The organism is Thermosynechococcus sp. JY1331 (assembly GCF_031583475.1).
Classification (GTDB): Bacteria; Cyanobacteriota; Cyanobacteriia; order Thermosynechococcales; family Thermosynechococcaceae; genus Thermosynechococcus.
In genome coordinates this window covers 1,917,914-1,941,989 of sequence record NZ_CP134180.1, presented here as the reverse complement: position 1 = coordinate 1,941,989, position 24,076 = coordinate 1,917,914, and the positions used below count along the sequence as shown (strand labels likewise).

The 24,076-nt window shown below is 55.6% G+C and carries 21 protein-coding genes; 7 read left to right on the top strand and 14 right to left on the bottom strand.

Annotated elements, in window-relative coordinates:
- Nucleotides 1-88: 88 nt before the first annotated feature.
- The 3 genes from RHJ31_RS09460 to RHJ31_RS09450 all read right to left on the bottom strand — a co-directional run bounded on the left by RHJ31_RS09460 (nt 89) and on the right by RHJ31_RS09450 (nt 5,171).
- Nucleotides 89-1,687 carry a radical SAM protein gene (locus tag RHJ31_RS09460; RefSeq protein ID WP_302676435.1) on the bottom strand — a complete coding sequence of 533 codons (1,599 nt, stop codon included), beginning with the start codon at nt 1,685-1,687 and terminating at the stop codon, nt 89-91.
- Nucleotides 1,688-4,351, bottom strand: coding sequence for a type I DNA topoisomerase (gene topA, locus RHJ31_RS09455; RefSeq protein ID WP_302676434.1), 2,664 nt, complete (start codon nt 4,349-4,351; stop codon nt 1,688-1,690).
- Nucleotides 4,352-4,658: 307 nt separating this feature from the next.
- Entirely contained in the window at nt 4,659-5,171 is a 513-nt protein-coding gene (locus tag RHJ31_RS09450) for an inorganic diphosphatase (RefSeq protein ID WP_149821614.1), read from the bottom strand.
- 129 nt (nt 5,172-5,300) lie between these two features.
- Between RHJ31_RS09450 and RHJ31_RS09445 the strand changes: the two genes are divergently transcribed.
- Entirely contained in the window at nt 5,301-6,707 is a 1,407-nt protein-coding gene (locus RHJ31_RS09445; protein ID WP_302676433.1) for a type II CAAX prenyl endopeptidase Rce1 family protein, read from the top strand.
- Here RHJ31_RS09445 and RHJ31_RS09440 read toward each other — a convergent pair.
- Nucleotides 6,675-7,451 (bottom strand): SDR family oxidoreductase, encoded by a 777-nt coding sequence (locus RHJ31_RS09440; RefSeq protein WP_302676432.1) that lies wholly within the window; start codon nt 7,449-7,451, stop codon nt 6,675-6,677. The genes RHJ31_RS09445 and RHJ31_RS09440 overlap by 33 nt on opposite strands.
- A 67-nt stretch (nt 7,452-7,518) precedes the next feature.
- On the opposite strand from RHJ31_RS09440, the gene RHJ31_RS09435 reads away from it, so the two are divergent.
- Complete coding sequence (locus RHJ31_RS09435) at nt 7,519-8,409, top strand: alpha/beta fold hydrolase (RefSeq protein ID WP_302676431.1); 891 nt, start codon at nt 7,519-7,521, stop codon at nt 8,407-8,409.
- Here RHJ31_RS09435 and RHJ31_RS09430 read toward each other — a convergent pair.
- The 8 genes from RHJ31_RS09430 to recN form a co-directional block, all read right to left on the bottom strand.
- Nucleotides 8,406-9,359 (bottom strand): heme o synthase, encoded by a 954-nt coding sequence (locus RHJ31_RS09430; protein WP_302677808.1) that lies wholly within the window; start codon nt 9,357-9,359, stop codon nt 8,406-8,408. The genes RHJ31_RS09435 and RHJ31_RS09430 overlap by 4 nt on opposite strands.
- 17 nt (nt 9,360-9,376) lie before the next feature.
- Entirely contained in the window at nt 9,377-10,300 is a 924-nt protein-coding gene (locus RHJ31_RS09425; RefSeq protein ID WP_302676430.1) for a heme A synthase, read from the bottom strand.
- A gap of 142 nt (nt 10,301-10,442) precedes the next feature.
- A complete protein-coding gene (locus RHJ31_RS09420; RefSeq protein WP_206199467.1) occupies nt 10,443-11,012 on the bottom strand; it encodes a hypothetical protein in 570 nt (189 codons plus the stop codon).
- A gap of 63 nt (nt 11,013-11,075) precedes the next feature.
- Nucleotides 11,076-12,095: a polysaccharide pyruvyl transferase CsaB gene (gene csaB / locus RHJ31_RS09415; protein ID WP_302676429.1), complete on the bottom strand. Its 1,020-nt coding sequence runs from the start codon at nt 12,093-12,095 to the stop codon at nt 11,076-11,078.
- Nucleotides 12,092-12,787, bottom strand: coding sequence for a sirohydrochlorin chelatase (locus tag RHJ31_RS09410; protein ID WP_302676428.1), 696 nt, complete (start codon nt 12,785-12,787; stop codon nt 12,092-12,094). Before RHJ31_RS09410 ends, csaB begins: the two co-directional genes overlap by 4 nt.
- A complete protein-coding gene (gene hisS, locus RHJ31_RS09405) occupies nt 12,784-14,052 on the bottom strand; it encodes a histidine--tRNA ligase (protein WP_302676427.1) in 1,269 nt (422 codons plus the stop codon). Before hisS ends, RHJ31_RS09410 begins: the two co-directional genes overlap by 4 nt.
- 41 nt (nt 14,053-14,093) lie before the next feature.
- Complete coding sequence (locus RHJ31_RS09400; RefSeq protein ID WP_206199471.1) at nt 14,094-14,459, bottom strand: resolvase; 366 nt, start codon at nt 14,457-14,459, stop codon at nt 14,094-14,096.
- A gap of 67 nt (nt 14,460-14,526) precedes the next feature.
- Nucleotides 14,527-16,245, bottom strand: coding sequence for a DNA repair protein RecN (recN, locus tag RHJ31_RS09395; RefSeq protein ID WP_302676426.1), 1,719 nt, complete (start codon nt 16,243-16,245; stop codon nt 14,527-14,529).
- Nucleotides 16,246-16,399: 154 nt separating this feature from the next.
- Between recN and crtR the strand changes: the two genes are divergently transcribed.
- The 3 genes from crtR to RHJ31_RS09380 are packed head-to-tail and all read left to right on the top strand — an operon-like array spanning nt 16,400 to nt 19,552.
- Nucleotides 16,400-17,284 carry a beta-carotene hydroxylase gene (gene crtR / locus RHJ31_RS09390; protein ID WP_399375704.1) on the top strand — a complete coding sequence of 295 codons (885 nt, stop codon included), beginning with the start codon at nt 16,400-16,402 and terminating at the stop codon, nt 17,282-17,284.
- 14 nt (nt 17,285-17,298) lie between these two features.
- A complete protein-coding gene (locus RHJ31_RS09385) occupies nt 17,299-18,258 on the top strand; it encodes an ABC transporter ATP-binding protein (RefSeq protein WP_302676424.1) in 960 nt (319 codons plus the stop codon).
- A gap of 55 nt (nt 18,259-18,313) precedes the next feature.
- The gene (locus tag RHJ31_RS09380) at nt 18,314-19,552 is read left to right on the top strand and encodes an endo-1,4-beta-xylanase (RefSeq protein WP_302676423.1); all 1,239 of its coding nucleotides are present in this window, start codon (nt 18,314-18,316) and stop codon (nt 19,550-19,552) included.
- Nucleotides 19,553-19,554: 2 nt separating this feature from the next.
- Here the strand turns inward: RHJ31_RS09380 and RHJ31_RS09375 are convergent, their stop codons facing one another.
- Nucleotides 19,555-21,273 (bottom strand): aldehyde dehydrogenase family protein, encoded by a 1,719-nt coding sequence (locus RHJ31_RS09375; RefSeq protein ID WP_310445864.1) that lies wholly within the window; start codon nt 21,271-21,273, stop codon nt 19,555-19,557.
- A gap of 85 nt (nt 21,274-21,358) precedes the next feature.
- Between RHJ31_RS09375 and sufC the strand changes: the two genes are divergently transcribed.
- Both sufC and sufD read left to right on the top strand, forming a co-directional pair.
- Nucleotides 21,359-22,141 (top strand): Fe-S cluster assembly ATPase SufC, encoded by a 783-nt coding sequence (gene sufC, locus RHJ31_RS09370; RefSeq protein WP_286626523.1) that lies wholly within the window; start codon nt 21,359-21,361, stop codon nt 22,139-22,141.
- On the top strand, nt 22,138-23,424 hold the full coding sequence (gene sufD / locus RHJ31_RS09365) for a Fe-S cluster assembly protein SufD (protein ID WP_302676421.1): 1,287 nt from the start codon (nt 22,138-22,140) through the stop codon (nt 23,422-23,424). Before sufC ends, sufD begins: the two co-directional genes overlap by 4 nt.
- Here sufD and RHJ31_RS09360 read toward each other — a convergent pair.
- The gene (locus RHJ31_RS09360) at nt 23,421-24,044 is read right to left on the bottom strand and encodes a Crp/Fnr family transcriptional regulator (RefSeq protein ID WP_302676420.1); all 624 of its coding nucleotides are present in this window, start codon (nt 24,042-24,044) and stop codon (nt 23,421-23,423) included. The genes sufD and RHJ31_RS09360 overlap by 4 nt on opposite strands.
- Nucleotides 24,045-24,076 lie beyond the last annotated feature (32 nt).

The window sequence follows — 24,076 nt, the reverse complement described above, 5'->3', positions numbered from 1 at the left end:
TATTTGCCCACTTGTGCATCAGTGGAACCAACAACGTGTCTTTTCATCCGCCTAAAGTCACTAAAGAGGGGTATCAGCGCAGACCGGCCTAGGCGATCGCGCGCTTCAGATGCTTTTGCAGGGTTTGAGTGGGCAGGCCACTCTGGAGATGCTGCCACGGTAAGATCGTCTCCTCTGGCCAATGGGCAGTGACGTAGGCTTCAAAGTCGGGCAACTGTCCGCGCAGTTCCTTAAACGCCCGGCGATAACTGCCCAAGGAGGTGCCATAGTGGCGTACCTGCTCAAGCAGGGGAGCAAGCCGGCGATCGCCCCGCGAAATTAAAGCTTGAATCAGCGAGTCATTATAGGATTCAGGACGAAACTCAATCCCCAATTTGGCCAATTCTTTTTTCAGGAACTTAAGACGTTTTTCGGCCACGGGTTGCACGCCCCACCACTGAAAAGGAGTATGGGCCTTGGGCACAAAGGTACTACAGCCAAGGGTGAGTCGCAGGCGCGGCGCTGTTTTTTTCAATTGACGAAAAAGCTCTACCGTGGCTTCGACATCGGCATCGGTTTCTGTGGGCAGTCCCACCATGCCATAAAACTTTAGCCCCTTGAGGCCACCGGCTTGGGCATGGCTGGCAGCAGCAAGAATCTCCTCAGTCTCAAGCTTTTTGTTGATCACTTGGCGCAGACGCTCAGACCCCGTTTCGATGGCGATCGTCAGGGATTGACTGCCCCGTTGACTCAAGAGTTGGGCAAGGGATGCAGTGACCGTATTTGTGCGCACAGACGCTAAACTCACCCGCACATGGTCAAATTGTGGTTGGCCTAGATGCTCAATCAAGGCGGGAAATTCGGGATGCTGGGTAATCGAGGCACCCAAAAGCCCTAGGCGATCGGTGACCGCTAGCCCCCGCTCAATGGCAGGAATCAGTGTTTCGAGACTGGGCGTGCGAAAGGGCAAGGTCAAATAACTGGCCAAACAAAAGCGACATAGCTCTGGACAACTGCGCACCACCTCCACCATGTAAATCTTTTCCCAAGCGGCGAGGGGGGTGACCACCGTTGAGGCAGCAAGGGTATTGCCGCGATGGACTTGTTTGGTCACTGTGGCGGGTACCGTGGGCTTTCGGGGTTCAATTCCTTGAATCGGGCCTGTGGCACTGGCATAACTGACGGCATAAAGACTGGGGACATAGAGGCCGGACACTTGGGCAAGGGCTTCCAACTGTTGCGATCGCGGGGCAGCGCGCACCTGTGCCATGGTCGTCAAAAACGGCTCAAGGAGGGGTTCGGCATCCCCCAGTAAAATCACATCGAAAAAGTCGGCAAAGGGTTCGGGATTGGCCGTCAGCACTGGACCACCGCCAAAGACCAAAGGATGGCGATCGTGGCGATCGCGCTGCCAAATGGGAATGCCCAACTGCTCCAAGAGGGCCAATAGATTGCCGTAGTCCAACTCCCACGAGAAGGAAAAGCCCACCAACTGCGGATCCTGAGGCAGTGGCTCCTGCACATCGGTAAAGAGGCGACTCACGGCCACATCAGGACGGCTGGCCAGTTGTGCCCACACTAGTTGATACCCTAAGCTGGTAATGCCAACGCTGTAGGTATTGGGAAAGCCATAGATGACCCGCAGTGCCTCTGGCCGCGGGCGGGATCGCTCAAAAAGGAGGGTTTCAGCAGTAAAGGGGGAATTCACCTAGGTTTCCGTTGACTTACGGCGGCTGGTTTTTGCGGTCTTGGTGGCCGTCTTTGTACTGGTCTTTTTGGTGGTTGATTTTGGTTTCGGGGCAGTGGCTGTTGCGCTGCGGCGGGTTTTCTTCGGTGCTTTCTCCGCCAAGAGGGGCAGGGCTTGCTCAAGGGTCATGGTCTCTGGACTCACCCCCTCCGGTAGTGAGGCATTCACCTTACCGTGGTTGACATAAAGACCATAGGGACCATCAAAGACTTGCACTGGCTCGCCATCCTCTGGGTGAGTCCCCAACACCGCGAGCACCTGCTTCTTGGCACGGCCACGACTGGATTTTGGGGTTGCCAGTAGCTCTAGGGCACGCTCTAGGGTAATCGTATAGACATCATCCTCCCCCTTGAGGGAACGATAGTCCTTCTCACCGTCAGGGTCATGGACAATGTAGGGGCCAAAGCGACCTTGATTGGCCTGAATCAGCTTGCCCGTTTCGGGATGAACTCCCAATGTGCGGGGCAGCGACAACAGCGTAATCGCCAAGTCTAGGGTAACTTCGTCGGGACTGACCCCCTTGGGTAGAGAAGCTCGTTTGGGTTTTGGATTGGCCGCTGTGGCTTCCCCCAACTGTACATAGGGGCCAAAGCGTCCCGTGAGTAAGAAGATCGGTTCCCCGGTCTCAGGATGCACGCCCAGCTTGTCGGGACCCTCTAGTTTTTGGCGAATTAATTGCTCCACTTGTTCGCGGGTGAGGCTACCGGGAGTGGCATCTTGGGGCAAGGAGGCTTTAATGGGTTCGCTGCCATTACCATTTTGATAGACGACAAAAGGACCAAAGCGACCCACCACCACTTCGGCATTCAGTTCTGGCAGGGCGATCGCCCGGGCTTCTGTGGACTCAATTGTGCGCTCCCGCTCTTTGACCTGCTGCTCAAGGCCATTTTCACCCAAGTAGAAGGATTCAAGGTAGGGCTGCCACTGCACCTCCCCCGTGGAAATATCATCAAGGGTTTGCTCCATCCGCGCCGTGAAGTTAATGTCCACTAAGTCGGGGAAGTATTTCTCCAGCAGTGCCGTAACCGCAAAGGCAGTAAAGGTGGGTTCAAGGGCATTGCCCCGCCGAATGGCATACTCGCGGTCTTGGATCGTGCTGATGATGGTGGCGTAGGTGCTGGGACGCCCAATGCCGGCTTGCTCGAGAGCTTTGACCAGGCTGGCTTCGGTGTAGCGTGGCGGCGGCTGGGTTTCGTGACCGACACTTTCAAGGGCTTGGCAGCGGAGAATATCCCCCACCTGCATCAGGGGCAGCATCACCTCTTGGCTTTCAAGGGCGGCATCGGGATCATCCGACCCTTCCACATAGGCACGGAAAAAGCCGGGAAAATCAATGCGTTTACCGTGGGCACGGAAGAGGGCATCCCCTGCCGTAATCGAGACCGTTAGCAGGGTGACGCGGGCATCGGCCATTTGTGAGGCCACTGTGCGCTTCCAGATCAGTTCGTAGAGTTCCAGTTCCCGATCCTTAAGGCCAGTTTCTTGGGGGGTGCGAAACTGACTACCCGCAGGGCGAATCGCTTCGTGGGCTTCTTGGGCGCCCTTGGTTTTGGTGGTGTATTGGCGCGGCTGGGGCGACAAAAAGGCTTTGCCATACATGGCTTCCACACAATTGCGGGCAGCAGCGATCGCCTGTTCCGACAGATGCACCGAGTCCGTGCGCATATAGGTGATATAGCCCTCTTCATAGAGCTTTTGGGCAATGCGCATCGTCTCCTGGGCCGAGAGGTGCAGTTTGCGGTTGGCTTCCTGTTGCAGCGTCGAGGTGGTAAAGGGGGGAGCCGGTTTGCGGGTTTGTTGGCGCTCCTCCTGTTCAGTGACCGTCCATGTTTCCGTCAGCAGGCGATCGCGCAGGGCATTGGCCGCCGCCTCATCCAAAAGCAAGACCGCCTCAGGGTTGCGCACCTGTCCTGTAGCAGGATCAAAATCATTGCCCGTGGCCAAGCGTTGACCGCCGACACTCACCAAACGGGCTGGAAAGAGGGTTCCCCGTTGATCCAGCGTGGCCTTGAGATCCCAAAATTGCCCCTTGCGGAAGGCCAGCCGTTCCCGCTCCCGTTGCACCAATAGACGCACTGCCACCGACTGCACCCGCCCCGCCGACAGATGGGGAGCAATTTTCCGCCACAGCAGGGGCGACAGGGTATAGCCCACCAGGCGATCGAGGATACGCCGCGTTTCTTGGGCACGCACCAGTTGTTGATTGACATCGCGGCAATTGCGCAGGGCTTCTTGGATGGCCTCTTCCGTAATTTCATGGAAGACCATGCGCCGCACGGGCACCTTCGGCTCCAACAGTTGCAGCAAGTGCCAACTAATACTTTCCCCTTCGCGGTCTTCATCGGTCGCGAGCAGGAGTTCATCAGCAGTTTTCAGGGCCGTTTTCAGGTCTTTGACAACTTTTTGCTTGTCTTTGGGGACAATGTAGAGGGGTTCAAAGCCAGCAGCGACATTCACCCCTAGGGTTGCCCACTCCTCCCCCTTGAGTTCAGGGGGCACATCAGCAGCGCTGCGGGGCAGATCACGAACATGACCCATCGAGGCTTCAACGCGATAGTCCGGGGGCAGAAATTTGCGAATGGTACGGGCTTTTGTCGGAGATTCAACGATGACAAGGGTGGACATAGCAGATGCTGCGGGATGGGTTTTTCGGCACTCTCAAGTTTAGCGATCGATCATAGAATTGTGTTCTCCCACCGTATCATGGGGAGCAAGGAGAAGCACTTCTTATATTGATAACCCTAGCCTAACCAATAGGCGATGCGGAGAATCTGTTTAGTCAGCATAACGGTTTTTTTGCCCGTGAAGTCTCTTGCCGCGTTGTCTTTCTTGCCGATGGCCAAATTATTGAGGAAGGATCGCCCCAAGAACTGTTTCGTCGTCCGCAACAGGAGCGAACCCGCCTCTTTTTAGAGCCTGTGCTGGTAAGATACTAGCCCTTGTAGGCCTTGATGCATTTTTCAACAAGGGGCTGCACCGCATCCACATCCTGCCAGCCAAGAATTTCAGTCACTTTCTTTTGCAGATTCTTGTAGGTACGGAAGAACTCAGCGATTTCTTCGAGGCGGTGGGGCGCAATGTCCTTGAGGGACGTCACCTCAGCATAGCGAGGATCATCAACAGGCACACAGAGAATTTTCTCGTCGCGATCGCCACTGTCAATCATCTCCAGCATGCCAATGGGACGGGCAGGAATCACACACCCCGGAAACGTCGGCTCATCCATGATCACTAGACCATCGAGGGGATCGCCATCATCCGCCAGTGTATTGGGAATGAACCCATAATCATAGGGATAGGTCACCGCCGAATAGAGCACGCGATCGAGGGCAAAGACGTTCATTTCCTTGTCAAACTCATATTTATTCCGACTGCCCCCCGCAATTTCCACCAGCACATTGACAACACCCGGCTTGGGTTGGGCAGGAATACGGCTCAGATCAATACCCATAGAATCATGTCCACGCAACAAGTCTCCATTTAATCGAGATCGGGACATTGAAGCAAGCACTGAATTGATCCCTTGGGTCGCTTTCCGCTAAGGTTTTGGGGAGTCCCTTGTCAGCTTTGCCCTATGTCTCTAAAGCGGTTGGTGCTTGCAGCCCTCAGTGTCGTGGTCGCTGCCCTCATGACGGTGTCGTTGCTGGGCAGTTATTTAGAACCCCAAACCCAAGGGCAAATTAACCTATTTCAGACCAATTTGTCATTACAAGCCCGAGAATGGCAGGGTCTGGGAGATGCCACAACCCGCGATCGCCTAGTGGGCAATTTAGAAGCTGCCATCCAAGCCTACGAAGCGGTGCTGGCAACCCCCACACCGCAAAATCAGCCTCTGCGTCTGCAGTTGGGACTGCTCTATGCTGAAGCAGGGCAGCGCGATCGCGCCCTCAACACATGGCAACTCCTCATTAATGAGGCTCAAGGGGCAACCCGCAGTACCGCAGAAGTGCTGATGGGATTGTGGACCGATCCCCCGCAATTGCTGCCAGATGCCGAACCATTGATTAAAAATACACTCCAAGGCTGGTTTCGCGATCGCGCCCTCGAACGCCTCTATGAACTGCAACAGCGATCCGACGCCCTGATGACCTTGACCCGTGCAGAACAAAATCGCGCCCAAGCAGCCTTCTATCGCCTTGCCCTGATTGGCACGACTCCTCTGCTAGGAAGTTTGATTGGGATTGTTCTTTGGATTGTCTGGATCTATCAACACCTGCGCCGCCGCCAGCACGGGAACACTCTGCCACCCCTGACCCCTGTGACATGGGGCTGGGAAACCCTCTGGGAAGGCATGGTAATCTGGTTTACTCTCTTTTTTGCCATTAGCTTGGTACTCATGCCCTTGGTGCGCTCCCTGATTGGCATGGGACTGCCGCTGCGCTCTGCGATGGCTCAAACGCTGTATGCCTTAATGAGCTACGGGATGATGATGGTTGCTGGCTTGGGCTGGCTGTGGTACTTTCTGCGTCCCTTTGGTAAGCGCCCTGCGGATTGGTTATGTTGGCAAGGGGGGTTAGGGGGTGCCTTGCGTTGGGGGGTCGGCGGTTATTTGGCGGCACTGCCCTTAGTCGTGGTCAGTTCCCTGATTAGTCAAGCCCTGCTGAAAAATCAAGGGGGCGGCAATCCCCTACTGGAAATTATTTTACAAAGCCGCGATTACACCACCTTTGCCCTACTCTATGTCATGGTGGCAGTGATGGCGCCCTTCTTTGAGGAGATTCTCTTTCGGGGATTCTTCTTTCGTTCGGTGCAATCCTATTTGCCCCTCGGCACTGCCATGGGGGTAACGGGACTCCTCTTTGCCATTGCCCACCTGAATTTAGCCGATCTATTGCCCTTGACGGTTTTGGGAACCGTGCTCAGCTACATCTACTGGCGATCGCAAAATATCGGTGCAGCCATGATTCTCCACAGCATCTGGAACAGTGGCTCCTTTTTGGGCTTGCTCCTATTGAGCGGCGGGACGGAAGCGGGGTTCTAACTGCTGCACCAACCACTGGCGGGGCACCAACCGACCAGCAAGGGCAAGGAAGCGATTGGCGGGCTGACCGGGAATGACCGTGGCCACATCGGTTTGCAACGCCGCAAGGGTTTCGGCAACCACCTGTTCGGGAGTGTCCTGCCGGGCAATGAGAGCCGAGTTGCGGGTCATATCGGCACGCTCAAAGAAGTTGGTGGCAGTGGGTCCGGGACAGACGGCAAGTACCCGAATACCCAAGGGTTTGACTTCTGCCCACAGAGCTTCGCTGAAGTGGCGAACAAAGGCTTTGCTGGCGGCATAGACGGCGAGATAGGGCAGGGGCTGAAAGGCAGCAATGGAGCTAACGTTGATAATCGTGCCTTGACGACGGGGGCGCATTTCTTGGAGCACGAGATGGGTGAGTTCTACTAGCGCTGTGATGTTCACTTGGAGCATGGCTGTCAATTGCTGGCGATCGCGCTCGTCAAAGGCCCCATAATCGCCAAAACCAGCATTATTGACCAATACATCCACCGTTAGTCCTAGGGATTGAATCTGTTCATAGAGGCGGAGCGCCGCATTGGGTTCGCTAAGGTCTTGGGGAATACCTACAACCGGTACTTGGGTGCTGAGCTGCGTCTTTAGCTTTTCTAGGGTGTCGAGGTGGCGACCAGTGAGAATCAAAGCGTGCTGGCGATCGGCCAAGGCTTGGGCAAAGGCCTGCCCTAATCCCCCCGTTGCCCCCGTAATCAGTGCGGTTGCCATAAAATAAAATTGTTACGAAACTTAAAGATCGCTATTCTAAAAGTAATACATTTCAGGAATGGGCAGAATGACCTCTACGCTTTCAGCCACCGCAGCTTTTCCCACCGCAGATTGGACTTGGCGCGGCCATCGCATTCGCTACAGCGTCAATGGCAGTGGTGCCCCAGTGGTGTTGGTTCATGGTTTTGGTGCCTCTATTGGTCACTGGCGCAAAAATATCCCTGCCCTCACCGCCGCAGGTTACCGTGTTTATGCCCTTGATTTACTGGGTTTTGGTGCTTCGGCAAAGCCGGATTTAACCTACAGTTTGGATCTGTGGGCCGAGCTACTGGCAGACTTTTGGCAAGCCCACATTGGGGAACCCGTGGTTTGGGTAGGGAATTCCATTGGTGGTCTGCTGTGTCTGATGATGGCGGCTCGCTATGGCCACACCTGCCGTGCGGTGAGTGTTCTCAACTGTGCCGGGGGACTCAACCACCGTCCCAATGAACTGAATTGGATGCAAAGCCTCTTTACGGCCATCTTTCGCACCTTGGTTGCCTCTCCCGGCATTGGTCATTTGATCTTTAACCAGATTCGGCAGCCGGAGCGCATCCGCAAAACCCTGACCCAAGTCTATGCCAATCCCGACGCCATTACCGATGAATTGGTGGAACTACTGCATCGACCCGCCATGGATGCCGGCGCCAAGGAAGTGTTTGCCCGTGTGATTTCAGCACCGCCGGGACCGAAAATTGTGGATTTGCTGCCAGAAATTCAAGTGCCGATTCTGGTGCTCTGGGGTGAGGTGGATCCTTGGACGCCGGTGTCGGGGACTCAGCACTTTGCAGCCCACCAAGATCGCTTGCCGATTCGCATTGAGCGACTGCCCAATACTGGCCACTGCCCCCATGACGATCGCCCGGAGCTGGTGAACCCGATCCTCATTGAGTGGTTGCAACAGTTGGGACACGCCTAACTCAAGAGGCAAGCAAGGGCATCGAGGCTTTCTGGCAACTGGGGCAAGAGAATACGATCGCCGACCATGGCAGCACACAGCAGCATCATATAGAGAATCGAGAACTTAAAGAGGCTGCGTGCCTGTTCTTTGTCCTCTGGGGCTTGGGTCAACTGCCACGCGCGGTAAATAAACCAACTACCAAGGGCGATCGCCACCACACCATAGCCCCAGCCCACGACACCACAGGGGTAGATTAACAGCAGACTGGTGGGCACCAGTGCCAAGGTGTAGAGAAAAATCTGCCGTGCCGTGACGCGATCGCCGTTAACCACCGGCAGCATCGGCACCCGCACACGGGCATAGTCCTCTTGAATCAGCATCGCCAACGGCCAAAAATGGGGCGGCGTCCAGATAAAGATAATGGCAAACAGCACCCAAGCCGCCCAACTCAGTTCTCCCGTCACCGCTGCCCAACCCACCAAGGGGGGAATCGCCCCAGCCGCACCGCCAATCACGATATTTTGCGGCGAAGACCGCTTCAGCCAGTGGGTATAGACTCCCACATACACCGCAATTCCGGCCATAGCAAGGCAGGCACTCAGGAGATTGGCAAAGACCGCCAAGAGGCTAAAGGCCGTTGTTGCCAAGAGCACTGCTAGAAACACCGCTTCCCAAGGAGCCACCCGACCCGCTGGCAAAGGGCGATGGCACGTCCGCTCCATAATGGCATCAATATCGCGGTCATAGAGACAGTTGATCGTATTCGCTGCCGCCGCTGCACAGGCACCACTGACAAGGGTTATCAGGAGCAATTGGGGAGCCACCCGACCTTGGCTGGCCACTTCCATTGCTGCCGCAGTTGTAATCAAAAAGAGCAGAATTAAGCGCGGTTTGGTGAGTTGGACATAGTCCACTAATTTTGTCGAGAGATCCCCCGTTGAGGAGGAAAGTCTGGCTAGGAATGTCATGCGAGCCTCAAGATCGTTCAAAATTCATGCTTCAGGGAACCAGCTTGGCGATCGCGCCATGCCAATGTGGAAATGGCAACCAACACCCCCAAGAGGGTGGCGCCAATCATTTGATGGGCAACGGTGAGTGCCGGCACCTGTAGCTTTAGTTGTAGGGTGCTCCAGCCCAAGGCCACTTGCAGAACCACCACCGGCAGAAGCGAGAAACTCAGTTGCCGCAAGAGGGGAGCCAAAGCTGGGCTACGCCAAGCAACAATCACCACCCCTAAAACGCTCAGGGTGGCTGGGACAACACCGATCAGATGGCTATTGAGGACTACACACAGGCGATCGCCATAGAGGCACTGCTGCACTGCCCACTGCGAAGACACCAAGCCCCCTAACAAACTTTGGCCATAGACACATAGCGCGGCAATCACTGCGGCAATCCGCAACCAACGGGCGCTCCCCGTACCCCGAAAGGGAGCTAAACCAACGGTGATGGCTGCCAAAAGGCAAAAGAAGAGCAGTCCTGTGCCCAAGTGAGCGGTAACAATTTCAAAGCGCAGCAACTCAGTCACCGTCAGGCCACCGAGAATCCCCTGCACAATCACAAGGCACAGTGCCGCCGCAGCAGCAGAGGGCACCCAAGGGGGCAGAGCTTGCCGCCAAGCCACACTCAATCCTACAAAGGCGATCGCCATCAGCCCTAAACTGGTGGCCAGCAGGCGATGAAACCACTCTAGGAAGATCTGCAAATCCATTTGCGGTACCAGCGTGCCAAAGCACAACGGCCAATCGGGACAGGCTAAACCGGCATCCATCACCCGTGTGGCACTGCCCACCGCCATCAAAAAGAGGGTAAAGACCGTCATCAGCAGCACGAGGCCAAAAATCCACTGGCGACGGGCACTGGGATCACTGCCTAGGGTCAAGGGTGAGACATGAAAAGGCCCCAGCACGGATTTTTCCTCGACAGCAACAACTTCTTCATGGTAAAGAAGCTAAGGGGGGGATCAGGGCTAGCGTGAAAATCTATAGCTTTTCTTTAAGTTTTCGCTAGAGTATAAATTTTTCTTGCATTTGATTGCCGAGTTTGAAGGTCTAAAACGATGGCTCTCCGGCACTGGGTTGACGCTGCAAAAAGTGGAGAAAATCCAAGAGTTCTTCATCGCTCAGTTGCTGGCGCGATCGCTTGCCATAGCGTTGCAGCAAACAAGCCCGCCCTTGGGCTTCTGTCCATCCCAAGCGTTTCATTTCCACGGTAGTTTGGGCAATTTCATCCGCTAAATCCACGGGTTCGCGCTTAGGGGGGGGCTTCTCGCTAGCCGGTTTGACCGCTGGCTTACTGCGGCGGGAATTGGCAGGAGTGGTGGGTTCCAAGAGCAGATCAGTATTGCTGGCCTCTGACCAAGGAGCTGCCTCGAGGACTGCGGGGGTGCGGGGAATCAGTTCCGCCTCCGTTTGCACAGGGAGGTGAATACCGAGAAGTTGCAGGGCACGCTGGCGAGCACTATCTTCCGCCTGTTCTAGGGTGGGGGCAGCAGCCATCCCCGTGGCTAGAATCGTGTCGCCCACAAGGAGGGTGGTTTTGACAATAAAGAGGCCGTCATGGATTTGCAATAAATCACTGACAATGCTGCCGGTGGGATAGCGGCGGTGGAATTCGCTCATGGGGTTGCCGCAATAAAACGACGCATCGAGTTGATCTTATCCTATCCTTGCTGAAGGGCTGGCCTAGAGGAGATTCAGTACTGCCTTGTGAACCGCAGCCGATTGCAGGTAGGGTTGATAGTCGGGCACGGGGGCTGTGAAGGTGTGTTGCCATTGGTGGATCAAGGCAGTGGGGTCAGGGGGCAATGCTGCTAGTTCAACCCCCGCCATACCCGTATCGGCCATGAGGTAACTCACCTTGGGATCATAACTGAGGGCAAAACAGCGACAACCCACACTAGCCGCCATGATCAGGGCATGGAGGCGCATGGCGATCGCCCCCGCCGTTGTCGCCAACAGTCCCTTCATCTCGCGGGGATCCTCACAGGACACGAGTTGCGTCTGCTCAGGGACTAATGCCCCATAGAGATCCTCAGCCAAGGGCAAATCCTGTTGGGGCTGAAAGGGCAACAGCAAAAGCGGTACCCCCGTCTCTGCCTGCCACTGCCGCAAGGCCATTTTCAGAAGCTGCCAGCGATCGCCCGTGAGGTGTCGATGGGGACGTAAACACACAGCAATGGGCGCCTTGTCCTTGGGAGGTAGAACAGGACGGGCTGACATCAGCCACACGGGATCGGCACCCTGTTGATGGGGAATGCCCCACTGCCGCAAGAGAGCCGCTGACCCGGAATCGCGCACCGTGACTGCAAGACAACGCCGCAGAAGGGCCCGTGTCCACCAACGATAGAGGGGCGATCGCAGAGGGCCAATCCCCTGTGCCCAAGCAATAGTGCGACAGCCAAAGCTCTGTGCAAGGGTCATCAAACCAAGGTAATAGAGGGGGCTGCGCCAACTGGTGACATCCTGAATGAGGCTCCCACCACCCCAAATGAAGGCTTGGCTCTGTTGTAGGGTGCGCAGCACCTTTGGCCACTGGCGGCGATCGCAGGTAGCAACGCCATAGCGGGCTGCTGTGGCTGTAGGATTGCCGCTGAGGACAACCGGTGAAACGTGGGGCGGCAACTGTTCGAGGAGCGTTGCCAAGAGGGCTTCATCCCCGGTATTGCCATAGCCGTAGTAGCCACAGAGAAAGACTTGACTCATGCGACAGGCTCCACTAGCGGCACTGCCTGAAGAATGTCTTGAAGAACGTTGATCAAGGCGGAGGTGGGTTGAATGGCTGGCACCAAGGAAACAGCGTGGTGGGGATACCTGACTTGCAATGTCGCCAGTTGGCTGTGAACCTGATCAACGGTTTTACCGCCAAAGAGAAAGTAGCCATAAATTTTGCTACTGGTATACCCCTGAGCCATCCGCGTCTCAAGGGCATGGTCTAAACTTCCCACTTCGGTCAGCAGCGCTGGACGCACACCACAGGTCTGACACAGTTCCTCAAACCAAGGGTGAACTTCAGGCCGACGACTGCCGTGGCCAAGGAGAATATCGGCGGCTGCATCGGCGATCGCCTGCCGTAACCACGCTTGAAACGGGGGCTGCCCCCCTAAGAAGGTCAATAGTTCTAAAGGTAAAGGCGACTCAGTACTCGCGATCGCCTGCGGCAGATCCACCACCACATGGTTGCCCGGTAGTAAAAACAGGGGTAGGATGACTACCCGCTGAGCGCCTTGACGTTGCGCTTGGCCACTGAATTCCTGAATCTTGTTAGGTAGTGGTTCTTCCTCAAGGGTGCCCCAGCCCACCATTCCTAGGCGGGTGAGTTGCTGACACAAAAAGGCCATTGCCGCCTGTGGCTCGGGGGCAGGACTGCCGTGGCTAATGAGAAAATAGGCCATCATGATGGGGCAGAAAAGCGCGATCGCCAAGTTTCGCTCAACAGTTCCTGTTGCGGTACCAAGACCTGTTCCCCAGAGGCCAGCCACTTCACCTGTACTGTGCCATCGGCCGCTTCGCTCTCGCCAATCACCAAACAAACGGTGGCACCGACGCGATCGGCGCGTTTCACCTGTTTACCAAAGGCACTGCCGCTGAGATCCATTTCTACGGTATAGCCTTGATGCCGCAATTGCTGTGCCAAAATCAGGCCTTGGCGTTCGGCAGCTTCCCCGCGAGTCACCATGTAGAGATAGGGGTCAGACCGTGGTGGTAAGGGGCGATCGCGCAGGAGTAAAATCAACCGTTCCAGTCCCATCGCCCAACCAATGGCGGGGGTGGCAGGTCCCCCTAATTCCTCGACAAGGTGATCGTAGCGCCCCCCTCCACAGACGGTTCCCTCATTGCCCAAACTCAAATCCTGAAATTCAAAGGCGGTATGGGTATAGTAGTCAAGGCCGCGGACAAGGGCAGGATTTATCTGGTAGCGGATGCCCAGATCCTGCAAGAGGGATTGCACCTGCTCAAAATGGTCGCGCGATCGCGGACTGAGATAATCCAACAGCCGCGGCGCTTCCTTCACGATCGTTTGGGTGTGAGGATCTTTGCTATCCAGAATGCGCAGGGGGTTGCGGTGGAGGCGTTCTTGGGAATCGGGGTCTAACTCTGCTTTGTAGGGGGTGAGGTAATCCACCAAGGCTTGGCGATAGGCACTGCGATCCTCGCGATCGCCCACGGAGTTGAGCATCAGGGTTAACTCCTTCAGTCCCAAGGCCTGCAAAATATCTAAAGCCACAGCAATGACTTCGGCATCGGCACGGGGATCGGCACTGCCTAAAACTTCCACCCCCAACTGGTGAAACTGGCGATAGCGACCGGACTGTGGCCGCTCGTAGCGAAACATGGGCCCTAGGTACCACAGGCGTTGGACGCCCCCTTGGCTGTGCAAACCATGTTCAATATAGGCGCGCACCACCCCCGCCGTGCCCTCTGGCCGCAGCGTCAGCGACCGTTGAGCGCGATCGCTAAAGGTGTACATTTCCTTACTGACAATATCGGTGGCTTCGCCAATGCCCCGCTCAAACAGAGGGGTTTGCTCAAAAATGGGAGTGCAAATTTCGCGGTAGGCAGCGCGATCTAAAATCTGGCGAGCAATGGTTTCTAAATACTGCCAATAGACCCGCTCAGCGGGCAAAATATCGCGAGTTCCCCGTGGTGCTTGCAAACCCATGTGTGGTCAATGCGCAAATGAAACAGACGTATTATACCTGCCTAGCTTCCTAGTAACTTCTCCACCCGCTCTAGAACCTCGCGAATGTGCTTTAATTCCCCGAGAATTTCCTTGAGGAGATCATCTGTCGGATTGGGGGGCGTGGTTTTTAATTCCACTTGGAGGGTAGTAATGCCCATCACGTCACGGGCAAAACGAGCCACTTCATTGGGGTGAAACAGCAGTGGTTCACGACGGCTTTTGCGATGCTCTGGATTGAGGCGTTGGGGATCAAAGGGGGGATTCATGGTTTCATGATTGGTGTTGACATAACGATAAATAGACGCACGGGAGCGGCGGAGAGTTTGCTGCACTTGATCAATGGTCATTAACTCATCCCCCCCGGCAGGATAGGAAGAACGCTGCATTGAGAACGGCCAAACGGTAATGTTGCTATCAAACTTATTTTACTGTAAGGATATGGACATCAAATCGTTAGGTTTTCATGCTAATTCCTTTGGCGTTAGGCGGAAAGGGGCGTTGTTGCTGTGCCAATAGGCCACTGGCAAATGAGAGTGCCATTGCCGAGCGATCGCCCCCCGCTAAATCCGCAAGGGCTTGGACACGTGCCTCACTGGTTAAGTATTGCACACGAATTACCGTTGTGGCGGTACTGGGATCAATGTCCTTTTGCACCAAATAGTGATGATCAGCCGCTGCCGCAATCAAGGATTGATGGGTAACGCACAACACCTGATGGGTTTGCCCCAATCGGCTTAAACTCTCGGCGATCGCCCCCGCGACGCGGCCAGAGACCCCGACATCAATTTCATCAAAAATCAACGTTTTCGGTGTTTGCTGTGTCGTCAAGCAGGTCTCCAACGCCAGTAAAAATCGGCTCATTTCACCGCCAGAGGCCACCTCCCCAAGGGGTTGCAGGGGTTGACCGGGGTTGGCGCTCCAGAGAAAGGTAATCTCATCACTGCCGCTACTACTGGCTTCGGTGGTCGTCAACTGCACAGTAAAACGGGCTTGGGGAAGTCCAAGGGGGCAAAGGTGGGTAAGGAGGTCTTGTTCGAGGCGTTCTGCCGCCCTTAGTCGTAATTCGTGAAGTTCAGCACTGGCTTGTTCAAGGGCCTGCCGCAGTTGGGCAACTTCTGCCACTAGGCGCTCTTGGCTGATGGATTGTTGACTCAGGGCTGCTAATTCTGCTTGGATGCGATCGCGATAGGCAATAACACTGGCCAAATCAGAGCCATACTTGCGACACAGGCGTTGTAATTGGTGAATGCGCTGACCTAGGGCATCGAGCGTAGCTGGATCCGCATCGAGGCGATCAGCATAACTGCGCAGTTGGCGGGCGGCTTCTTCGGTGTGGGCGATCGCCCCCTCTAACAATTCGCTCATCGGCTGAAGCGCTGGATCCCAGTCGACAATGGATTGCAGTGCCCCTTGGGCTTGCGCCAGCAACGTCACCACACTGGGTTCCCCTTCGTAGAGGAGGTAATAGGCCTGTTGGCTTTGGCTTTGCAGTTCCTGCACATGGCTGAGGCGTTGGTAATCCTGTTGCAATTGGGTCAGTTCTTCAGGGTCGTCTAGGGCAGCCGGCAGCAGTTCTTGCAGTTGAAAGTGCAGTAAGTCGAGTCGCTGGAGCCGTTGCTGTTCCTGAGCGGCAAAATCCTGCAATTCCCGTTGCCGTTGTTGCCATACTCGGTAGGCGTCTGCCACCCGCTGCCGCTGGCTCATTAAGGCCTCGCCCCCATAGCGATCGAGCCAATCCCGCTGTTGAGAAGCGCTGGCCAGTTGCACTGCCTGTCCTTGAGCTGTCAGGCGCACAAGGTGCCGCCGCAATTCCTGAAGTTGCTGGCGATTCACTAGCACACCATTGACCCGGCTGCGACTGCGAAAGGTTTCCCCCTTGAGACTAAACTCGCGGCTACAGATCACCTCATCCCCTTCAGCATCAATTTCTAGGGTGGCCAGCCAGTCTCTCACTGGGGGGGTCAGGGTGAAAATAGCTTCGATACAGCCCTGCTCTGTCCCCGATCGCAATTGCCGCGCCGAGAGCTTCCCCCCAAGGAGAGCATCAATGGCATCGAGGAGAATCGACTTGCCTGCCCCCGTTTCCCCCGTGAGGACATTCAACCCCCGCTGAAAGGTCACCTCTAGCTCCGCAACGAGGGCAAAGTTCTGAATCCGCAGCGTTTGTAGCATTGTGGCTCCACTAGAGCAACGGTTCTAGGGCCATCCTTGAGCAAAGGGCGGTGACCCACTTTTGGGATCGTGCGACTTGATTTTGTACCGCTGATTAGCCTACATAGTATGAAGGTAACATTTTGCAACAATGTGAGGAGCGACCGCGCGGATGATCACGGAGGCAGCGATCCCGGCCACGGTTCCCAAGGAATTTTTAGGTCCACCAGTGGGCTTTAATCCCACTTTAGTGATGTTTTTTGCCGCATTTGCGATCGCCATTCTATCCACTTGGGGCTACTTTCAGGGTCACTGGCCGGGCTGGGTCTCATTTGTGGCCAATATGCTGGCCTTGCACCTCATGGGCACAGTAATCCACGATGCCTCCCACAATGTTGCCCACAGTAACCGCATCATGAATGCAATTATGGGTCATGGCAGTGCCCTGATGTTAGGCTTTGTTTTCCCTGTCTTTACGCGGGTGCACATGCAGCACCATGCCCATGTCAATGATCCCGAAAACGATCCCGACCATTATGTTTCCAAAGGGGGTCCCCTGTGGCTAATCGCGCCCCGCTTTTTCTACCATGAGATTTTCTTTTTTAAGCGGCGGCTTTGGCGCAACTATGAGCTTCTGGAGTGGTTTCTCAGCCGCTTGACGCTGGTGGGCATTGTCACCTTTGCGGCGCTTAATGGTTATTTAGACTACGTGCTCAACTATTGGTTTTTGCCCGCTGGGGTGGTGGGTCTGATGTTGGGGCTATTTTTTGACTATTTTCCCCATCGTCCCCATACCGAGCGCGATCGCTGGCACAATGCCCGCGTCTATCCCAGCCGCCTCCTAAACATCCTCATTTTTGGTCAAAACTATCACCTCATCCACCATCTCTGGCCGAATATCCCTTGGTACAAAGTGCAGCCGGCCTACTACGCCGTTAAACCGCTCCTCGATGCCCACGGCTGCAAACAAACCCTTGGTATATTGGAACCAGGGAATTTCTTGCCCTTTCTCTATGATGCTTTGGTGGGTTTGCATTTCCATCGCCCTCGTTCTTCCTGAGGTGAATCTCGGGTATGCTGGCTGACGCTGCGGGCGATCGCCCCCCTGTGGTGGCGGTTGAGAACTTACAAAAGTCCTACCGTAGCGGATTTTGGCTGCGGACGGTGCTCACGCCCCTCAAGTCTGTCTCGCTGCAAGTGCACCAAGGGGAAACTTTTGGCCTGCTGGGACCCAATGGTGCCGGTAAAACCACCCTGCTGAAGATTCTCTTGGGTCTAGTGCAGCCCAGTGCAGGGCAGGGTACGCTCTTGGGACATCCCTTGGGCGATCGCGCTGTGCGACAGCGGATTGGCTACCTGCCGGAAAATCCCTACTTTTACGACTATTTAACCGCTTGGGAGTTTCTAGAGTTTACGGCGGGACTCTTTGGCCTCAGTGCTGCCACCCGCAAGGAACGCATTCCTCTGCTGTTGGAAATGGTGGGCCTCAACCTCAAGGATGCCCGCAAAAAGCAAATGCGCCGCTACTCGAAGGGGATGGTGCAGCGGGTAGGATTGGCGCAAGCCCTGATTAACGATCCCGAAGTGGTCTTTTTGGACGAACCCATGTCGGGTCTCGACCCCCTTGGCCGCTACCAAATTCGCGAGATCATTCTTTCCCTAAAACAGCAGGGCAAGACGATCTTCTTTAATAGCCATGTGCTGGCGGATGTCGAGGCCATTTGCGATCGCATTGGCATTTTGGCGCAAGGAGAACTGATTTGCGCAGGCGGTGTAGATGAACTCCTTGGCAGTAGCGAAGCCTATCACGTGGTGGGCAAAGGCGGTCATGTGGATGGCCTTCAGGAATGGCTCTATTCCTTAGAAATTCAGGGCGATCGCTGGCAAGGCGTGATCAAAATTCCCCTCCAACGCTTCCTCACCCTCGTTGAAGAGATGGGCGGCAACATCCTCCAACTGCGCCTTGCGCGCCCCACCCTCGAAGAGTTTTTTGTCGAACAACTGCGTCAACAGGGGATTCAAGTGACCCATTAGGGAGCTTAGGATAGCGACAATCCGTCTGAAGCTCTAGTGATCTAAGGGTTGATTCATGCTGAACTGGCGCCGTTTTCTCTGGTTGAGTTGCTTGGCCGCTCTTTTGGTGGTTGCCTGTGGTACCTCTGCCTCTTCTGTGGCCACTGATGCCCTCAGCCAGCAAATTGAGCAATTGCGACAGGCGCCCCTCACCGTCGTTGTTGAGAATGGCCAAGGCCGTCCGATTCCCCATGCCCGCATCCAACTGCTGCAGCAAAGCCATGCCTTTCCCTTTGGCGTTGCCCTCGATACGGAGATGTTTCGCCCCACGCCACCCGCGGCTGCGCCTTGGTACAAACAAACGGCTCAGGCAAACTTCAATGCGGCGGTTCATGAAAATGCCCTCAAGTGGTATCAATTGGAGCCAGAGCAGGGCAAGCTGGACTTTACCATGGCTGACACCATTTTCAGCTGGGTGCAGGCCCAAGGCTGGCCAATGCGGGGGCATACCCTTTTTTGGGAAGTAGAGCAGTTTAATCCCCCATGGCTGAAAACACTGCCACCAGAGCAATTGCGCGCAGCGGTGAAAAACCATGCCATTGCCGTGTGTCGCCACTATCGCGGTCGGATCAACGAATTTGATGTCAACAATGAGATGCTCCATGGCAATTTTTTCCGCAGTCGCTTGGGTGAGGGCATTGTCAAAGAGATGTTTGCATGGTGCCGTGAGGGCAATCCTGAGGCGATTCTCTATGTCAACGACTACGGCATCATTGAGGGCGATCGCCTGAATGACTATGTTGAGCAGATTCGTCGTCTCTTGGCGCAAGGGGTTCCCCTTGGCGGGATCGGTATTCAAGCCCATCTGGAATATCCCTTGGATGAGGCCAAAATGCAGCGTGCCCTCGATACCCTCGCCCAGTTCAATCTGCCCTTGAAAATTACCGAAGTGAGTGTGAGTTTGGCGGACGAACAACAGCAGGCCCAGACCCTGCGCCAAATTTACCGCATTGGTTTTGCCCACCCCGCAGTCAAGGAAATTTTGCTTTGGGGCTTTTGGGCGGGGAACCATTGGCGTCCCCAAGCCGGACTCTATCGCCAAGACTTTTCCGCCAAGCCAGCGGCGATCGCCTACCGCAAACTCCTTTTTGAGGACTGGTGGACAAGGGTGACGGGTCAAACCAATGCCCAAGGCCAATGGCAAGGACGCGGCTATCTTGGTCGCTATCGCCTAACAGTGACAGCCCAAGGCCAAACCCGCACACAGGAGTTGACACTGCCTCAAGGGGGGAAAACCGTCACCGTTCGGCTATGAGCCTAGCCCCGCATCGCCGCCATCAAGAGGGACAGCCAACCCAAGGGATTGCCGCCAGCGTAAATGTCCATGACCGCCTGCGCCAGTTGGGGTAGGCTGCGATGGCCATAGAACCAAGGGGGCGTGACCGGTAACTGGAAGGGAACACGAACCACGGCTTTTTCGGGATAGTCAAACAGGAAGCTATTGTGAACCACGCCCACCCCAGAACCAATGGCCGCTGGTGTATGTCCAGGAAAGGCTCCCCAAGGGGTACAGCCCAACCCATAGGCCAAGGAAACCCATGCATTGATGGCAATAGAACCATAGCGCAATTGGGCGATCGCCTGTTCCAGCACGTCTGCATAGCTGGCCTCAGTACGCGGATCAACGATTAGACTACAGCCGAGGGTACCCCAGAGCCGCTCATTGACAAAGGGCACGGCAGTGGTGAGGTAGGCGGCGGCATCGCTAACGGGCAATTGCACCTCTGCCAACAGACCACAGAAGACCTCCTCTTGGAAAATGCGGGGATTGGCCGTGGGGGTGAGGCCTTCAATCAGGGTCCAGGGAATCGTGCCTTCGACAGCGGGACTCAGCACTGTGGCTTGGGGATAATCCGCCAGAAACGACTCATAGCGGGCGATCGCCCTTGGATAATAGGCAGGGCGAGGCGGAATCGCTTGCAGTTGTGCCTTCAGGGTGTTGAGGAATGCCTCTCGCTGCGGCCATCCCGCAGCCGTGACGAGGATTTGCGCCCCAATGCAGTTAAAGCTGGCGTTATGGACAAGGGCACTGGACACTTGGCGGGCTTGGTAGGTCAGTTCTGCTGCTGTCCATTCGCCGGGAACGATCAGCAGGGGAGTGACATTTCCCAATTCTGCTGTCACGGGTTTGGTTAGCTTCCGTTGTTGGCGAGCTTTGCGAATGGCCTGCTCGGCTGCCGTTTCTCCCCAAACAAGGCGATTGTAGGTGTGGTGGGACCCAGTAATGTGAATGTGCTGCGTCAATGGATGATGGCAGAGGGCTTCCCCTAGGGCGGCATCTCCTTCCACAATCTCAAGGAAACCCGCCTCAATTAAGGGCGCACAAATCTTGCGAAAACACTCCGTCAAGGGCGCCAAGAGGGGATTCATCTTCAGTAGTGCCACTCGATTGGCCGCCACCAGTTGATAGAGGACATCCGCCAAGCACAATGATGTGATATTGCCCGCCCCCAGCACCACAGCGACCCCCGGCGGCGGTGGGTTACGGTAAGCACTGCCCTGACTTGGGGGTTGATCGGGTTGGAGCCAAACTTCGGCTTTCACCCCAAACCAAAGTAAACGCTCTTGCCAATTGCGCGGCAGAATGTCAGCGATCGCCTGACCGGTGGGGGCGGTTCGCCAGCGGGGCACTGGGGGGGCGGCTTCGTGACGCAGGGCATAGAGATAGTGATCCAGCTTGAGGATGAGTCCCAAAGGACCTGTTGTCCACTCTTCCCCTGCCCAAACCCCTTGGGGATCAATGCCTTTGATTTGACAGGCCAAGGTCACCCATTCTGAAGCATGGCGACGGGCAAGGGTTTTCATGGCTTGGAGATAGCCCATGCGCTCTCGCGGTGGGAGGCATTGCCAGCGGCTGGCCTGCTGATGGAGGCGTTCCAGTTCGGGAATGGTGGTTGTTGAGAGTGTCATAAAAGGTGGTTGATTTTCTCCTGTGGGCATGGTTTGACAGCGGTGCCGGTGTACTGTTGTCGTCAATACTCCTCTGCCAAGAAACTCAATCGCGATCGCCCGCCCGCTGCGCTACATTAAAAAATTATGAACGATGCAAGGGAGGTAAGGCGTGATTCGTCCCGACAGCGAAGTCATTTTAGAAGTTCGAGAGTTAACGGCCAGTGTGGAGGACACCCCCATTCTCAAAGGCCTGAACTTGACGATTCGCGCTGGGGAAATTCACGCCATCATGGGGCCCAATGGCTCCGGCAAAAGCACGTTCTCCAAAATTCTCGCGGGTCATCCCGACTACACCGTAACTGGTGGCGAAGTGCTCTACAAAGGCAAGAATCTCTTGGACTTGCCTCCTGAAGAGCGTGCCCGTGAAGGCGTCTTTTTGGCGTTTCAATACCCCCTTGAAATTCCGGGGGTGAGCAATCTCGACTTTTTGCGGGTGGCCTACAACGCCAAGCGCAAGCATCAAGGTCTCGAGGAACTGGATGCCTTTGACTTTGATGATCTCGTGCGACAGAAAATTGAACTGGTGAAGTTGGATGAAGGCTTCCTCAATCGCGGGGTGAATGAGGGCTTCTCTGGCGGCGAGAAAAAGCGCAACGAAATTCTGCAAATGGCTCTGCTGGAGCCGACTCTAGCCATTCTCGATGAAACCGACTCTGGGCTTGATATCGATGCCCTGCGCATTGTCGCCAATGGGGTCAACCAACTGACTCGTCCCGATAACTGCATTCTCCTGATTACCCACTATCAACGGCTGCTGGACTACATCGTGCCGGATTATGTCCATGTGATGGAGGGGGGTCGGATTATCCTCACAGGGTCGAAGGAATTGGCCCTAGAACTGGAAGCACGGGGCTATGACTGGGTTCGCGAAGAGGAGGGGGCTGTATCATGACCATTACAGTCAACGCCAATTCCGATCAAGCGGATCTGCCCAAGGCCAGTCGCACGAATGAGCTCAATGATCTATTGAACTGCGCACCGCCCCCGCGCCATGCTGAGTTAGAATCCCTGCGGCAAGCGGCCCGCGATCGCCTCCATGAGCAAACCTTGCCCAGCCCCCGCGACGAAGACTGGCGATTTACCGATTTATCCATTCTACGGACGCGCTCGTTCCAAGGGGCTATTGCCCCCCCTTCCCCAGAAATTGTGGCTGAGGTACGGCATTTACTCTGCGAGCGTAATTTTGCAACGGTTGCCCAAATTGTTCTAATTGATGGCTATTTCTCTGCCGAGTTGTCGCGATTGAACGCCGTGGGGGTGGAGCAGTTGCCGCCCCTTGCTCCCGCGATCGCGCCCCCAGAGGTCTTCAGTGACCTCAACGCTGCCATGCTCGCGGATCGGGTTTGTCTGCGTCTATCGGGGGCTCTCCCTGAACCCGTGGAGGTGTTCTTTGTCAGTAGTCGGCAGCAGCGGAGTGTGGTGTCGCCACGCCTCACAGTTGAAGTGGCTGCCCAAGGTCAAGCTACGCTGATTGAACGCTTTTTGTCCCTCACGGGCGATCAACAGTTCACCAACAGTGTGACGGAACTCTCCCTAGGCGCCAGTGCCCGCCTGCGCCATGTGCGGATTCAACACCAATCACCAACGGCGATTCACATTGGCTGTACAGCGGTGTGCCAAGCCCAAGACAGTGACTACGAGGGGCACGCCGTTGATTTGGGGGGATGCTTGAGCCGCCACAATTGGCAGGTGCAGATCCAAGGCAGTGGCAGCCAGACAATCCTGAAGGGACTGGCGATCGCCATGGATAGCCAAATTATGGACACCCACTCGGCAGTGTTCTTTAATGCTCCCCATAGCGGCAGTGAACAGATTCACAAGTGCATTCTTGGCGATCGCGCCCACGGCATTTTTAATGGCCGTATTGTTGTGCCACAGGTTGCCCAACTAACCGATGCCAGTCAACTGAACCGCACCCTGCTGCTTTCGGACAAAGCGCGTATTGATACCAAGCCTCAATTGGAGATTGTTGCCGACAACGTCAAGTGCTCCCATGGTGCCACGGTGAGTCAACTGGCCAGCGAGGATCTGTTCTATCTGCGCAGTCGGGGTCTAGAGGTGAGCCAAGCGCATGATTTGCTGGTCAAGGCCTTTGCCCTTGAACAACTGGCGGATCTTCAACCCGAGCCCCTGCAGCAGGAAGTGGAAGCGGCGCTCTTGGCTAAGCTACACTAACCCCTGTTCTTTGGCCAGCATGAATCTTGGCCAAGAAGAATCAGGTGGCGATCGCGCCCCCAGCGGAGCTGCTGTTGCTGACGCAGTTGGTGGAGCAAGCGGGTTACGGTTACCCGAGTAATGCCTGTGTAGCGGGACAGTTGGGCATGGGTGAGCCGCACAGGGAGGCGAACACCCGCGGGGGTGCTGACCCCAATCATTTGCCCCAAAACCACTAAAACTTCATACAATCGCTGCACAGCAGTGGGATAATGACCGGCCTTCAGTAACAGATCACTGTAGTACTGCCGATACTGTTGCCCCTCGCAGATGAGTCGTGGCAAGTGGGCAGATGCGTGTACCTCAGCGGCCGTAAATGAGAGGAGGCGACTTGGGCTCAGCGCCTGTATTTCATAGCAAAGATCAGGGGAGCCACAAACGGCCATTCCCGCCGTCCCTAACCCAATAAAACAGAGGTTGCCGTCGCTGTCGACGAGGTTGATCTCAATAATCCCTGTTTCAATCAGCCAAACACGCTCCCGCAGCACGAGGGATGCATTGCGGCCTAGCTCAAAAGCTGGGTAGGCTTTCGCCGCAGTTGTGGCTGGAGCAATGGGCGTATAGAGGGGGACGGACATCATTCCCATACCCAAAAACGAACGATTATCATTAT

Excerpts from the sequence above, each read along its gene's own strand:
- topA (WP_302676434.1), bottom strand. The coding sequence starts at position 4,351 with ATGTCCACCCTTGTCATCGTTGAATCTCCGACAAAAGCCCGTACCATT.
- RHJ31_RS09445 (WP_302676433.1), top strand. The coding sequence starts at position 5,301 with ATGTCTCTAAAGCGGTTGGTGCTTGCAGCCCTCAGTGTCGTGGTCGCT.
- RHJ31_RS09440 (WP_302676432.1), bottom strand. The coding sequence starts at position 7,451 with ATGGCAACCGCACTGATTACGGGGGCAACGGGGGGATTAGGGCAGGCC.
- RHJ31_RS09435 (WP_302676431.1), top strand. The coding sequence starts at position 7,519 with ATGACCTCTACGCTTTCAGCCACCGCAGCTTTTCCCACCGCAGATTGG.
- RHJ31_RS09430 (WP_302677808.1), bottom strand. The coding sequence starts at position 9,359 with ATGACATTCCTAGCCAGACTTTCCTCCTCAACGGGGGATCTCTCGACA.
- RHJ31_RS09420 (WP_206199467.1), bottom strand. The coding sequence starts at position 11,012 with ATGAGCGAATTCCACCGCCGCTATCCCACCGGCAGCATTGTCAGTGAT.
- csaB (WP_302676429.1), bottom strand. The coding sequence starts at position 12,095 with ATGAGTCAAGTCTTTCTCTGTGGCTACTACGGCTATGGCAATACCGGG.
- RHJ31_RS09410 (WP_302676428.1), bottom strand. The coding sequence starts at position 12,787 with ATGATGGCCTATTTTCTCATTAGCCACGGCAGTCCTGCCCCCGAGCCA.
- hisS (WP_302676427.1), bottom strand. The coding sequence starts at position 14,052 with ATGGGTTTGCAAGCACCACGGGGAACTCGCGATATTTTGCCCGCTGAG.
- RHJ31_RS09400 (WP_206199471.1), bottom strand. The coding sequence starts at position 14,459 with ATGCAGCGTTCTTCCTATCCTGCCGGGGGGGATGAGTTAATGACCATT.
- recN (WP_302676426.1), bottom strand. The coding sequence starts at position 16,245 with ATGCTACAAACGCTGCGGATTCAGAACTTTGCCCTCGTTGCGGAGCTA.
- RHJ31_RS09385 (WP_302676424.1), top strand. The coding sequence starts at position 17,299 with ATGCTGGCTGACGCTGCGGGCGATCGCCCCCCTGTGGTGGCGGTTGAG.
- RHJ31_RS09380 (WP_302676423.1), top strand. The coding sequence starts at position 18,314 with ATGCTGAACTGGCGCCGTTTTCTCTGGTTGAGTTGCTTGGCCGCTCTT.
- sufD (WP_302676421.1), top strand. The coding sequence starts at position 22,138 with ATGACCATTACAGTCAACGCCAATTCCGATCAAGCGGATCTGCCCAAG.
- RHJ31_RS09360 (WP_302676420.1), bottom strand. The coding sequence starts at position 24,044 with ATGATGTCCGTCCCCCTCTATACGCCCATTGCTCCAGCCACAACTGCG.